At 64.2% G+C, this 13,689-nt stretch carries 11 protein-coding genes; 3 read left to right on the plus strand and 8 right to left on the minus strand.

All coding sequences use genetic code 11. The features are described from left to right. Window positions 1–5 precede the first annotated feature (5 nt). From dpdE to LG306_RS05135, 8 genes are all read right to left on the minus strand, one after another. The gene (gene dpdE, locus LG306_RS05100) at window positions 6–3,038 is read right to left on the minus strand and encodes a protein DpdE (protein WP_354040088.1); all 3,033 of its coding nucleotides are present in this window, start codon (window positions 3,036–3,038) and stop codon (window positions 6–8) included. Window positions 3,039–3,131: 93 nt separating this feature from the next. Then, a complete protein-coding gene (gene queC / locus LG306_RS05105) occupies window positions 3,132–3,830 on the minus strand; it encodes a 7-cyano-7-deazaguanine synthase QueC (protein ID WP_354040086.1) in 699 nt (232 codons plus the stop codon). Beyond that, window positions 3,827–4,195: a 6-carboxytetrahydropterin synthase gene (locus tag LG306_RS05110; RefSeq protein WP_354040084.1), complete on the minus strand. Its 369-nt coding sequence runs from the start codon at window positions 4,193–4,195 to the stop codon at window positions 3,827–3,829. The genes queC and LG306_RS05110 overlap by 4 nt, the downstream gene beginning before the upstream one ends. A gap of 18 nt (window positions 4,196–4,213) precedes the next feature. Beyond that, window positions 4,214–5,332, minus strand: coding sequence for a DGQHR domain-containing protein DpdB (gene dbpB, locus LG306_RS05115; RefSeq protein WP_354040082.1), 1,119 nt, complete (start codon window positions 5,330–5,332; stop codon window positions 4,214–4,216). Then, window positions 5,329–6,615, minus strand: coding sequence for a tRNA-guanine transglycosylase DpdA (dpdA, locus tag LG306_RS05120; RefSeq protein ID WP_354040080.1), 1,287 nt, complete (start codon window positions 6,613–6,615; stop codon window positions 5,329–5,331). Before dpdA ends, dbpB (LG306_RS05115) begins: the two co-directional genes overlap by 4 nt. Further along, window positions 6,612–7,712 (minus strand): DGQHR domain-containing protein DpdB, encoded by a 1,101-nt coding sequence (gene dbpB / locus LG306_RS05125; RefSeq protein WP_354040078.1) that lies wholly within the window; start codon window positions 7,710–7,712, stop codon window positions 6,612–6,614. The genes dpdA and dbpB (LG306_RS05125) overlap by 4 nt, the downstream gene beginning before the upstream one ends. Beyond that, a complete protein-coding gene (locus tag LG306_RS05130; RefSeq protein WP_404418731.1) occupies window positions 7,709–8,620 on the minus strand; it encodes a hypothetical protein in 912 nt (303 codons plus the stop codon). Before LG306_RS05130 ends, dbpB (LG306_RS05125) begins: the two co-directional genes overlap by 4 nt. Window positions 8,621–8,837: 217 nt before the next feature. After that, a complete protein-coding gene (locus tag LG306_RS05135; RefSeq protein ID WP_404418733.1) occupies window positions 8,838–9,008 on the minus strand; it encodes a helix-turn-helix domain-containing protein in 171 nt (56 codons plus the stop codon). Window positions 9,009–9,145: 137 nt separating this feature from the next. On the opposite strand from LG306_RS05135, the gene LG306_RS05140 reads away from it, so the two are divergent. The 3 genes from LG306_RS05140 to LG306_RS05150 all read left to right on the plus strand — a co-directional run bounded on the left by LG306_RS05140 (window position 9,146) and on the right by LG306_RS05150 (window position 13,687). Further along, window positions 9,146–9,685: a sigma-70 family RNA polymerase sigma factor gene (locus LG306_RS05140; protein ID WP_354040072.1), complete on the plus strand. Its 540-nt coding sequence runs from the start codon at window positions 9,146–9,148 to the stop codon at window positions 9,683–9,685. A gap of 2 nt (window positions 9,686–9,687) precedes the next feature. After that, a complete protein-coding gene (locus LG306_RS05145; RefSeq protein WP_354040070.1) occupies window positions 9,688–10,668 on the plus strand; it encodes a FecR domain-containing protein in 981 nt (326 codons plus the stop codon). 79 nt (window positions 10,669–10,747) lie between these two features. Further along, window positions 10,748–13,687, plus strand: coding sequence for a TonB-dependent receptor (locus tag LG306_RS05150; protein ID WP_354040068.1), 2,940 nt, complete (start codon window positions 10,748–10,750; stop codon window positions 13,685–13,687). Window positions 13,688–13,689: the final 2 nt, after the last annotated feature.

The following is a 13,689-nucleotide window of genomic DNA, read 5'->3' on the forward strand; positions in this document are numbered from 1 at the left end:
TCGCGTCACAGCGACTCCGGCGTCGAACCAGAGAGTGCGATAAAACCAACAGAATCAATGCGAAGTCGCGGTGCTTCGACAGCCCGCTGAAGGGTTCGTGAGAGCGTGGCGTCTTCGCCGGCCTCAAGACGCTCGCGGCGCTGCTGATCCTGGCGTGCCTGAACAATGGCGAGGGACACTCGGCTCGTGAAACCCGGGTCGGACCGGAGCTTGTCCTCCGCAAGCCCTCTTACGAATTGCAACCGGTCTCTGAGCAGCGACATCGGCGCGATGCGTTCGAACAGATCAGGTCGACTCGTCAGATTGATGTCCCGGGCGCCGGCGGCGTCTGGGGATTTCGAGTAGGGCCGCGCCAGGATCGTCTCGTGGGCATCAGATGCGACGGCACCGTCGACGTCGATGTGGAACCGGTGCGACCAGGGCGGAAGGAAGCCTTGAGCCCTGCGGGAGACGCCAAATCGATCCACGCTGCCGAAGACCTCCGTGTCGGCGTCAAGCGCAGGCTCGACGACGAAGCAAAAGCGGAATCCCGCCCATGCGACGCCCGAGCGAGACAACGAGGGATCGATGCGCCAGGTCGCGAACGCCGATCCGCGATCGTCCCACCGGAGGTGCCTCTCCATAGCGTCCAGCATCTGGGACCCGGGGCGAAGCAGACCGACCGTCTGCCGCATGGCGATCCGACGACGCCAAGTCATGGCCGTCTGAGAGGTGAGGCCGAACTCGTTCTCCCAGGGCTCTCGAGGCACGAGGGTGCTCGGCGTCCAGCAGTAGCGAAGCTGATCCGCGGTCTTGCCGACCTGACGGAACTGCAGAGCGGAGAGAAGCCAGTGCTCGGTTCGCGCCTGCAGATCGGCCTCGTCGCCTTCTGCATCCTCGATGGACTGCGACATTGCCTCGGCGCCATCCGCGAGAGCGAACGCGTCGAGCGCGTACTGTTCGTCAGCCTCGGAGCGGGCGGCGGCGATCTGCTCGCGAACCCAGGGAATACGCTCGCGAAGACCTTCAGCGCCGCGCTCCAGGAAGGCCTGAGCGAGGTCCCCTTCAAGGCGATCCAGAGCGAACTGGATGTCGCTCGTCGAATGCTCGAACAGGCCGAAACCATCGGCGAGGACATCCAGCCACGCAGCCCAGGGACTGGCGTCGTCGTCCGTCGCCAAGACCACCCTCTGCTGGATCGCGCCCTTGGTCCGCCCGAAGCGGTCGAGGCGGCCGATCCGTTGCTCCATGCGCGTGACCGAGAACGGCAGGTCGAGGTGCACGATGCCGTCAGCGAAATTGAGGTTCAGTCCTTCTTCTCCCGACCGGTCGCAAATCAGGATCTCGGCGTCAGGGCTTTCCCGGAACGCGGTGACCCGGTCCTTGGCGTCGGAGGGCTGGGTGTCGCGCGTGAGGAGGAGGGCGGACGTCTGGTGCGGGCCGAACAAGGTGTGCACCTCGACCGCACGCTCCTGTTCGGTGGCGAATGCGACGATCTTGGGCGTCTTCTGGCCGGCGGCCTTGAGTTGCCTGACGGCGGACTGAAGCACTTCGATCGCAACGACGCTGAGGGGCCGTGCGCCGGGGTCGCTGTCGAGCGTGTGGGCAAAACGGACGGCGGTCGCCTCGGAGGGAATGCGACGTCCCGACGACAGGCCATCGAGAACTGTGATCAACTCTCGTCCTGCGGCCTGTCTCTGGATCACTTCGGACAGGTCGGATTTGAGCTCGTCGCGCCAGTCCTCGATCGCGTGGAGGATATCAGGCCACCGTTGGTCCTCATCGACCTCGACGCGAAGATGCCTGCGAACAGTTCCGTCTACAGCGCCGCGATCGTGGAAATAGATGGCGGCGTCACGTCGTCTCGCGCGGATCAGGCGATGGTGAACCCGATATGTATCGGCGAGGTGCTGACGCAAGCCGCCGATGGCGTCCCGAAACTGGTCCTCATGCTCCGAGATTTGGCGAACCGTGTCGATCACCGCATCGTCGGGCAGACGGTCCGCCAACTGCTGAACGGTTCTCCTGAGCAAGAAAACGGGCGCGCCTTCGTCGAGCGACATCAGCAGCCGACCGAGTTCCCGGCTGAGACCCAGCCGATCGCGGAGTTTGGACCCGTCCGTCGGCGCGTAGGCTCTGGGATCGAGAATGTGCAGGAGCGACAGCAAATGACGCGCGTCACCGAGCGCCGGTGTCGCCGAGAGCAGCAAGAGGCGGGGGGCGCTGTGCGCAAGGCCTACGAACTCTGCAAGGCGGTTCGGATCCTCGACCAGGTGGTGAGCCTCGTCGACGATCAGGAGATCCGGCTTCGCCATCGGCAAGGCTTCGCCGTGCGCAAAGATCCTGACCTGCGGCGAACCGAGGCCGAAGCGAAGAGAGAGTTCGTCCGACCACTGCTCCACCAGAGCGGAGGGCGCTAGCACCCAGACATTGCGGTTTGGGTCGTCGATCAGACACTGCCTTGCGACGGCGCCTGCCTCGATGGTTTTGCCCATGCCGACCTCGTCGGCGAGGAGGTAGCGTTGCACCGGGTCGGTCAGGATCCGTCGGACCGCCGAAACCTGGTGGGGAACGATCTCGATGCTGGCGGAGAGCAGGCCGGTAAGCCCTTGAGCGGCCGCCTTGAGTGAGACGCCGGTTTCGACGGCGCCCCAACGACGGTCATGCAGGAACTGGCTCTCGCCGCCGCCACTGGTCAGGACCTCGCAGGGATCTCCAAAAGCCTCGAACACCCGGACCCTGAGCCGGTCCTCGGTCAGTTCTGCGACACGGCCGTTGGGGAACCTGACCGTATAGGTGACCCAGGGCGCCGTGGCGTAATCGTAGGCCTTTACGCGACCCACGCGCCATCCCGCTTCGGTTTCGACATAGACCCTCGTTTCCGGACCCAGGGCGACGCGATCCAATCCGGAGATCGAGCCGGTCTCGACCCTTACGTCAGCAATCGAATGAAAGACTGCAAGATCGCATCGCGCGCCGTCCGTCGAGACGACGGTCGCTGCTCCGCGCCGCCCAGGTAGGGCGACGAGCATTCCGACTTTAATCCGCGAATCGACCAATGATACTTCCACCCCGAGCGCAGTTTTCGTCGCACAAGCCGGAGAGGAAAAGGGAAATCGGACGGGTAGCCTAGATTGTGAGGGAAAGCCTCATCAGGGTCTGTGCTGGGCTGACCACCGCTCGAAGCCGGTGCGGCGCAGGTCGCAGGCGGGGCACTCGCCGCAGCCTCGGCCCCAGGCGTTCATCGTCTCGGCTTCGCCCTTGTAGCAGGTGAGGGTTTCGGCGCGGATCAACTCGACGAGTTCAGCGCCGCCGAGCGCGTCGGCTAGCGCCCAGGTCTGCGCCTTGTCGATCCACATCAGCGGCGTCTCGAGCACGTGCCGGGATTCCATGCCGAGGTTGATGGCGACCTGCAGCGCCTTGATCGTGTCGTCCCGGCAGTCCGGATATCCAGAGTAGTCGGTTTCGCAAACCCCCGTCACGACATGCTTCAGACCACGCCGGTAGGCGATGGCGGCGGCGAAAGTGAGGAACAACAGATTGCGGCCGGGCACGAAGGTGTTCGGCAGGCCCGAGGCTGAAGTGAAGATCTCCACGTCCTGGGTCAGGGCGGTGTCGCTGATCTCGCCCAGGACGCTGAGACTAAGGATCCGGTCCTCGCCGAGTTTTCTACCCCAGTCCTTGAAGGTCCGGATGCGATCGAGGACGACCGACCGCGCGTCGAGCTCGACGCGATGTCGCTGGCCGTAGTCGAAACCGATAGTCTCGACGCGTTCGAACCGGTCGAGCGCCCACGCCAGGCAGGTGGCCGAGTCCTGTCCGCCCGAGAAAAGCACCAGGGCGCCGCTCATGCCGCTTCGCCGAAGTAGGTGACCTGATCTTCGGTGGAGTCCCGCAGCACTGTCACGCTGAAGAGGGTCGGGATGTCGTCCTCGAGCTTGCGCCAGATGTAGGCGCACAGGTTCTCCATCGTCCCGGGGCCGAGATCATTGATCTCGTCGAGGAAGCGATGGTCGAGGGCGTCGCGCGCCTGGCCCAGCTTCATGGCCAGTAGGGAGGTGTCGATGATCATGCCGCTCACCGGATCCGGCCTGCCGCGCAGCGTCACCTGGGCGCGGTAGGAATGACCATGAATGCGCCGGCTGCCCTCGGTCTCGACGACACGTTCGAGGGTGTGGGCGCAGTCGAAGCGGAATTGTTTGGTCAGTTCATACATGGCGTCAGCTAGACAAGATCATGAGTCGAGGGTTTTGAGCAGATCAGGTTGAGCGTCAGCAGCCTGTGCCGCAGCGACTTTGCGTGCCCGGATATCGCGCCGCACGATGCTCTCCACATGTTTGGTGAGCAGGGCTACGTCGCTGGAGGTGACGTTGACCGCCTTCCAATGCCGAGCGTCGCCGTTGCCGAAATCCCAGGAGCCCGAGGTCCAGGCTGTGCGGCCTTCGAGTGCGGCGAGGCCCTTGGCGAATTCGCTCCAGGTGCGGGCGTTGTCGAGCGTAGCCAGCGTCTCCATCACAAACCCCATGGCCTGGATACCAGCCCCGTGGACCAGACGCGACGAGGCGGGCTTATGGCCCCACCAGTCCTGCGGGAAGACACTCTGGACGGCCTTGAAGAACTCGCTGATCAGATCGAAGCATTTTCTGGGGCCGTTCGGCTCCGTCACCATCAGCCGCATGATCCCGTCGCTGAGGGAGTTCATCAGAACCTTCTGGATGGCGGTGTCCTTGATCACGCCGGATGGATTGGTGTGCTGGTAGATCTGCCCTTTGAGCGAAGAGGCGTTGCTGTAGTTGAGACGAGCGGTGAGATCGGCCGCCAAGGCGCGGCTCTGCATCCGGTCGGGGAGCCCATCGACCTCGGGCAGCAGTTCATAGATGAGCGACTTGGGCAGCGGCCGGGTATTGTTGACCAGGACGAACTGACGCCGCAGTTCAGCCTCGTCCCGGCAAATCATCAGGGACACAAACATCTGGAAGTCCTGGCGCGAGGACAGGCTGAGAGCGGTCAGTCGTTGCTGGCCATCGACGACCAGGCCGCGCGGTCCGTTCGAAAGATCGATCGTGACCCGGCAGATTCCGTCGCCGACCTCCTCCACCGCGACGCCCTCGATGAAGGCGACCACGATAGCGTTGGGCAGGATGGCTGCGGGAGTCTCAAGATAGTCGCGGATCTCGCGGATGTGGCCGGCGATCTGGGGGCGTTGGAAGCCGCTGAGCGCGCCGGCGTCGTCGCGCCCGACCCGGTCGATCTCGGCGAACCTCTGAACCTGTTCTGCCGTAGCGGCGAACGTGAGGACGTCATGGTCCGCACTCTGCCGGGCGCGTGCGGCGAGAAAGCTCAGTGTCATCATGGGGCCTTGTCTTTCGGCGGGGTGAGGGCGTCGACCACGGTCTTGAAGGCCCCCAGATTATGGATGCCGCGTCGTTTGTTGCGGTTGCTCGCGCGGAAGATCATCACCTCGATGCCGACGTCGCGGCAGATTCGGCAATCGCACCTGCGCCAGGGCTTGTCGGCTAGGGTTGTGCGATAGCGACCTCGCAGCTTCTCCATCGTCGGGCTGGTGCGGACGTGTTCGTACGCTTGGCCCGTCGCGAGGACGGCGTTGTATTCCAGGATAGTTTCAAGCACCCCTTCGAGATCAAGATCGTCGTGGTCGTAGGCGCGCAGGGCCGCCAGTGCGCTCGTCTCCATCTGCGTCAGCCGTTCCGCCTTGAAGTCCCCCTGACGCACATGGCGCTGAAGGCGCGGGTTTTCGATCGCCTGGGGGACGCGGATCGCCGTGTAGTAGGTCAGGCTAGGACCGTCCCCGAGCCAGTAGTTCTGCTTGTCGTCCTTGAAGGCGCGCAACAGGGGCGAGGTGGTGTCGATGCTGGTTACGTTGAAGGGCGCGAACTCGTGGATCTCGTTGGCCTTGGCGAAACCCAGGATGTGAAGGCGGGTCGAGGGCGGGACGGCATCCCGGATCGCTACGAGGCAGCGCTTGATCTGTTCAGCCTTGAGCGGAACCATGCCGCCGATGGCTAGGTAGTCGTAGCCCATAGCTACGAGGCGGCGAGCGGCCTCGGCCATGCTGCCGGGAGACCATCCTTGGATCACGCCCAGGGGCGTAAATCGTTTGAACGCCCGAGCCTCTTTGTGAAAGACAGCGGCGTTCTCAAGGGTGATCTCGAACCGGCGATGCGCTTCGGCGCTGCCGCCCTCCATGCCGGCGACCGTTTCGTCGAAGTCGAAGATAATATGGTCGACCGAGCAGCCGTGAGTGAAGCCGCAGTCGTCGTAGAACTCCATAGTGTCGGCCGGGGTATAAGGCGGCACGTCTTCAGCGACATAGGTGAAGGCGCCGCAGTCGCCGAACAGCGCCAGGTCGGCGAAGGCCGGAGTGTTCAATCGAAGGAATTCGCGCGCGCCCACGCGGCGGAACCGCATCGCCTGGGCCTCCGTGTACTTTCCCTTTACCGGACCGTCGCCGACGATTCCGCGTGACACCAACATGCCGTGATAAGGCGCATAGCCCATGATCTCGTGCGGATAGGCGTCGTCCCAATAGGGCTTGCGGCCCGGAGCGTTTCGGTCGTTGAGGAAATCGTATCCTGGATCCACGAAGTCGAGGCTGTCAGCGAATATGAACTTCATCGCGCCGGCCTCGAAAGCTCTCGGTCGAGTTTCAGCAGATGCTCGGTCAATCCTTTGATGTGCTTGCTGGTGGCCTGGATGTCGCCCCAGCCCCAACCGAGGCCATCCCACTGCCCTTCAGTCCAGGCGCAGCGGGGAGCGATGCGGGCTAAAGCCTCCGCGACCGCCGTGTCCGGGTCCGCACTGGCGTCGGCGCGAGTCCAGATCGGATCCATCAAGGCGCCCATCGCCTGGATGCCCGCCGTATGCATCAGCCGGCTATCCTCGGAGGACTTGCCCCATGCGTCCGGGAAGGCGTCGCGGACAGCTCCCCAATAGGTGCAAAGGGCTTGAAATGCAGCGTCCATGCCGCCCTGAGGATCATAGGCGCCGAGGGCGCCGGCGGGACGAAGGTTCGCCGCGATCGCCTTGGTTAGACCTGAGTCTGTGATAACGCCGACCGGACCCTCGCTCTGGGATTCCCGTTTGATCATCCCCTTCAGCGGTGAACCTGGCGTATCGGCGAGAGCGGCGCAGAGCGCGCTGGGCAGCTGTCGCGCCTTCAGGGATTTGGGTAGCACCATCGCCATAGATGGCAGCAATTCGTCGATCAGGCGCGGCGACAGCGGCTTGGCCTTGTTGACGAGAATGAACTGGGCGCGCTGGGTCTCGGTGTCGTCCGACAAGAAAGCTACAATAGGGACAGGCAGGTCCGCCTGTTTCGCGCGCGCCAAGGCCAGCGAACGCTGCTGACCATCGACAATCCAAGCCGCGCGCTGACCTTCCGGTCGGATGGGGATGTGCAACTCGCCACTGCGCACGGCCTCGTCCTCACCCGCCGGTCCGCGGGCGGATTTGAAGCGAACTTGCGGAGACAGGGCGAGGATGATCGCGTTGGGGAAGAGTACTGGGCCCTGACTTAGGAACTCGGCGATCTCAGAAACGTGCGCGCGGATTTCCTTCCGTTGGAAACCCTCGAGCTGGCCTTCACCGCGACGTAAACGCGTGATGTCGGCGATCTGCGCGACTTGATCGCCGGGGAGGAAGAAAGCGAAGACATCGACGTCGACGCCCTGGCGTGTCCGCAGCGCCCGGACCGTAATCTTGGGGCCCTTCATTGGTCACCTCCCTTGCGCTCTGCGGCGACGGTCGTGAACAGTGTCCGAAATCGACCTTGCTCACAGGCGATGCCGAGGTCATCGCGCAGGTGGCGCAACATCGCGCCGGAGCGTCCCTGAACGGCATCCCAATGGGCGCGAATAGCGGACTGAACGTCGGCATCAGATGCGCGCTTTCGGACTGGGACCTGGCGAGCGCTAAATCCGTCAAGGGCGTGACGGACGGCGGCGCGATCCTCATCAAGTGAACCCCTCTTCCGCAGGACCACCGCAAAATGGCGCAGCGCGCGTTGGGCAAAGTCGCTCTGGGTCCCGGCGAGGCCGTCCGCAGCCGCGTCCAACCGGTCGTCATAGGGCATCCACGCTTGGCGAAGCCCCTCAGGGAGAGCGGCGGGCTCCTCCTTGGTGAACAGTCTCAAGCGGGCCTGCCGCTCGACAGGCCACTGACCCCAGTCATTCGCGAGCAGAGCGAGATAGGAAGATGAAAGGGCCGCGAGAATGGGTCCGGTTTCCGTCTCCAACGCATCACAGTGAAATGGAGACAGGGCCGTCAGGGCTGTCCACCAGTCCGCAGCGCCGCGGGTTGTCTTCCTAAGGATGTCGTCTGGGTCACGGCGCGCAGTCGTCAGGCTGTAGGAGGGTACAGCCGTCTCGCCATCGACTAGGCCAAGGCCGGCCGACACGACGGCGAGCGAAGCCCCAAGGTCGAGGGCGGTTCGGCGGGCCTCAAAGAATGCGCGGCCGGCATAGAGTGCTGACGCTGACATCGAAGGCGTTGTAGCCTTTAGACGGGCGACCCAAGCCTCGGCCACGGCATTGGGTGCCCCGTTTTCCAGATCGCGAGCGTGGAGCGCCGGATCGGCCGGAACGCGCTTTCGCTTGCTGCAGTTTGAGATAATCAGGGTCACAGTTTCCGCACCGATTGAAGCGCGACTCTATGCAGTTTCTGCAGGCAAATCACGATTTCGATGTGCAGTTTCTCACTTGATTTGCCGAGGCGCCAGCGACAAGCGCCGTTCGGAGCGCTTGGACATGCGCGAGCTTGACCATGAGAACGGTCTCTACCTCATGAGTTTGGGGGCTCGTTGCCACAAGTGGCACTTGATCCCGTGATCCCGAAGTCAGTCAGTCGAACAACTGCCCCGGGGCAATGTCCAACGCTATGGCGATCGCGAGCAGCGTCTCGAGGCTAGGATTCTCCTCACCGCGCTCGACACCAGCGAGGAAGCGCAGTGAAAGGTCGGCTTCGCCAGCCAGCACTTGTTGCGACCAGCCCTTACCGCTTCTGGCGCTCAAGATATTTCTGCCGACGCGTAGCTTCCAATCCATGCCGCATGGGTCGTCGGTGAAGCGGCTTTGGAAAAGGTGCTATACAGCTAGCAATATGTTGCTCATGCTTGTTTTTATGATTTGACCTTCGAGGCGGCTCTAAAGTGTCTACTAATCCGCGCCTTACTCGTACCCCCTCCAACATCGCGGCGGGCCTTCACGACAGGCTGCCTAACCGAGGTCGCGGTCATCTAGACCGCCTCTACCGTCTCTATTCGCCATGGCTGACGGCGCGCATCCGGCGGCGCTTCGGCTGGGATGCCGAAGACGTCGTGCAGGAAGCTTGGCTCTGGATCATTCCGATGAGCGACACGACCGACATCCGCCATCCGAAGGCGTTGCTGCTCAAAGTCGCCTCCAATATCGCGATCACCCGGGCGCGGCTGACGAGGCGTCGGACGGAGCTGCTTATCGAAGCGACGCCAGGGTTTGCGCACTCGCATGCGGCGGATCAGGCGCACGTTCTTATGATGCAGGAGGTGGTGCTGAGCTTGCCACAACCGTTGCGAGATGTATTTGTGCTGTCCAGGGTCGGGGGTCTGTCGAACAGCCAGATCGCCGAACAACTCGGGCTCAGCCCAAAGACCGTCGAGTGGCGCATGACCAAGGCTTTGGCGATGTGCGCCGCGCAGCTCAGGCGCTAGAGGTGGGACGCATCATGGCCGGCCCGAAACAGCGGGTTACGAACGCCGAGACCGAGGCCGCGGCATGGCATTCGCGCCTGGGCGAACGCAGCGTATCGACCCAAACGATCAAGGACTTCTTCTCTTGGCGTGAGTTGCCGGAAAATGCGGACGCATATCGTCGGTGCGAGCAGGCTTGGGGAGAAAGTCGCAAGCTTGCCACCCAACCCGCCATGCAGGATGCCCTGAACGATGTGCTCTCGCGCGGTTCGCGGCCGCCGGCGACCCGGCGCAGACGCCTGGTGGCGGGTGGTCTGATCGGCATTACCGCCGCCGCCGCCCTGGCTTTCTGCGGTTGGTCCTGGCTTCACACCCGGACAATGTTCTCGACGTCTGTTGGCGAACAGCGCCTCGTTCAGCTCTCCGACGGGTCTTCTGTTCGTCTCGACACAGCATCCCGGATCAGAGTTCGGTTCGACGGAGACCAGCGCCTTATTGATCTCGAATCTGGACAGGCCTTGTTCGATGTTTCGCACGACGGCGAACGGCCCTTCATCGTGCAGGCGGGTTCCGCCCGTGTGACGGCGGTGGGAACGGTCTTCGACGTGCGGCGGGATGGAGAGGATGCCCGGGTCACCCTCGTCTCAGGAATCGTCGAAGTCGCGGGCGGACGGACCACTCAGCGCATCGAGCCCGGCCAGCAAGCCCGTGTCACACCTACACGCTCACAGGCTCGCCACGTGGACACGCAGGCCGAAATCAGCTGGACGGACGGCCGGATCGTGTTCCGGGACACGCCGCTGAGCGTCGCAGTGGCCGAAGTGAACCGGTACTTGACGGCAAAGGTGGAACTGGACGCTGCTGCCCGGCAGGATGAACGGGTCAACGGCGTGTTCAAAACCGGCGACCGGGACGCGTTCGTCTCCACGGCGTCCGAAGTCTTCGGTCTTCGGGCGTCGGCAGGCCCCGACGGCTCGATCCGATTGTCGGAACGCGGAAAATAAATCGGATCGGCCTCCGGGGCCGCAGTGGGGCTGAGTCGCCTCTTCCCCGACGCAACGTGGCGTCGAGGGGAAGTTTGAAATGAATCGCGTGCATCGTCTGTCCGCCATGGCGCTTGTCGCCGGTGCGGTTTCCATCAGTGTCGCCGCCAGCGCTCAGGATGCGCGGGAATTCGCCATTCCGCCCGGATCGCTGGGCGACGCCCTGAACCTCTTCGCCGCCCAGTCCGATCAGCAAATCATGTTCTCGGGCGATCTGGTCGCCGGTCTGCGAACCGATGGATTGCGGGGCCGCCATATTCCCAGTGACGCGCTGGGACACCTGCTTCGCGGATCAGGCCTGATGTGGTCCGAGACCCGGCCAGGCGTCATCTATCTGCGACGTGGCTCGCCTCGCGCGCAGGCGGCCGGGGAGGCGGTCACGGCGCTGGAGGACGTGATCGTCACAGGCACCCTGTTGCGAACGTCTGGACAACTCGCCTCTCCACTGGTCACGCTCAGCCGTGATGATCTCGATCGCCGGGCTGCGGGCACCGTGGCGGAGGCCCTCATCGCCCTGCCGCAGAACTACGCCGGCGCGTCGACACCGATCAGCCAGGCCGCCCTGTCCGACACCGGCGGGTCGAACAATGTCTTTGCGACAGGCGTCAACCTGCGCGGCCTGGGACCGGCGTCGACCCTCGTTCTGGTCAACGGCAGGCGGCTGGCCGGGACGGGATCCCGCGCGGAGTTCGCCGACATCTCCGCCCTGCCGTCTGCTGCCGTGGAGCGGGTGGATGTTCTGCTCGACGGGGCATCGGCCCTGTATGGCGCGGACGCTGTCGCCGGCGTTGTAAACGTCATCATGCGCCGCAGCTTCGATGGCCATGAAAGCCGGGTGCGGGCCTCCGCGGCGAAGGGCGGCGCCGAGGACGTGCAGGCCTCCCACATTGTCGGCGGCGGATGGTCGTCGGGTGCAGCCTATCTGTCCTACGAATACCAGAGCGCCAAGGCCTTCAGCACCTCCGACCGTCCCTACACGGCGAACGGCGACCTGCGTCCGTTCGGTGGAACGGATCACCGGGGCTTTTACAGCGCGCCGGGCAACATCGTCGCGTTCAATCCTGCGACCTCAAGCTATGGCGTGCAGTACGCGATCCGCCCCAACGCCAGCGGCTCGGTTCAGGGGCCAGCCGACTTCGTGGCCGGGGAGACAAACCGCCAGTCGGGCATGCTCGGCGTGGATCTGCTCCCCGAACTGCAGCGGCACAGCGCCTATGGTCGGGTCAGCCAGTCGCTCGGCGACCGGGTCGAGCTCACCGCGGATGTTCGCTACAGCCTTCGCACGACCGACCTCGCGACGGCGCCGTCCGCCGGCATTTTCACCGTCACGCGCGCCAATCCCTGGTTCGTTTCACCAACCGGCGCGGCGTCTCACACCGTCGCCTATTCTTTCGTTCGGGATATCGGGCCGGCGCGGAGCCATACGGAATCGGAAAGCCTTGGCGCGACCCTCGGCGTGCGGGTCGATCTGTCGGCGGACTGGTCGGCGGAGGCCTACCTCGCCGAAGCGACGGAAAAGGCCGACTTCGGCAACAGCAACCGCGTGAACAGCCGCTATCTGGCGGAGGCCCTGGGCGCCATCCCGGACGATCCCGCCACGCCGTACCGGGCCGCCGTGGATGGGTACTTCAATCTGTTCAGCCAAGGTGGCGCGAACAGTCGCGCCGTACTCGACTTCATCGCCAGCGGCTACGGCGAAGTGCATAACCGGAGCCGTTCGCGGTCGGCCAATATCCTGGTTCAGGGGCCTCTGACGCGGTTGCCCGGCGGCGATCTTTCGGTCGCGATCGGCGCTCAACTCAGGGATGAGAGGTTCGACACCCGCGGGCTGACCTTCCTGTCGGGAGCCGCGCCGCTGCCCTTCTCAAGCCCGAGGGCGGAGCGATCAATCTCGGCGGCGTTCGTCGAGGCCCGGATTCCGATCGTGGGCCCGGACAATGCCCGGCCAGGGATCCGTCGACTCGACCTGTCGGTAGCGGGCCGGATCGAGGACTACGACGATTTCGGAACAACCACGAACCCCAAGATCGGCCTGGTCTGGTCGCCGCTTGAGGCCATCGTCGTGCGGTCCTCCTGGGGCACCTCGTTTCGCGCCGGCGCCCTGGCCCAGTTGTTCGACGCGCCGGGCGTCTCCCCGACCTTTCTCGACCGCGCTGATGGCTCCGAAGCCCTGATCCTGATGGTCTATGGAGGCAACGCCGACCTGAAACCCGAGACTTCGGAGACCTTCACCGCCGGGATCGATTTCAGGCCGCGAGATGGAACATCGCTAAGCCTCAACTACTTCGACACCCGCTTTGAAGACCGGATTGCGCAACCTGTGAACGCCAACTTCCGCGGGGCCCTCGTCGATCCGACCCTGAGACCGTTCGTAACCTTTGTCGATCCGGCCAACCGGCCCGCCGACCGCGCCCTGATCGAGGCCTATGCCGGGGTTCCGGGATACTCCACGCTGTTTCCTGTCGAGGCCTACGGCGCCCTGGTCGACACGCGCTGGGTGAATACCGGCTCCGTCAGGATCCGCGGCCTGGATGTCACGGCCCGCTCCGGCTGGTCGGTGGGTGATGGCCGAGTAATGGCGGAGACCAACCTCTCCTGGATCCTGGACTACGAGAACCAGACCACGCCAACCGCTATCGTCGAAGAGGTGGCGGGCCTGATCGGATATCCGGCGGAGCTACGCGCTCGAACCGGTCTGACCTGGTCTCGCGGCGGCGTTCAGGCGGGGGCATACTGGAACCATGTCGCCGGACAGAAGGATCGGCTCGGCGCGCAGATCGACGCCTGGGATACGGTTGACGCCCGTCTGGCCTGGTCGCCCGGCCGCGATGGCGACGGCCTCCAGATCGAACTGGCCGTGCAGAATCTCACCGACGAAGACCCGCCCTTCTATGACGCCTCGACAGGCCTCGGCTTTGATCCCGGCCAGGCCAATCCGTTGGGCCGGGTGGTCTCGCTTCAGCTCACGCGTCGCTGGTGAGC

The sequence above is a fragment of the Brevundimonas vesicularis genome (assembly GCF_044807075.1).
In the GTDB taxonomy this organism is placed as follows: domain Bacteria; phylum Pseudomonadota; class Alphaproteobacteria; order Caulobacterales; family Caulobacteraceae; genus Brevundimonas; species Brevundimonas vesicularis_G.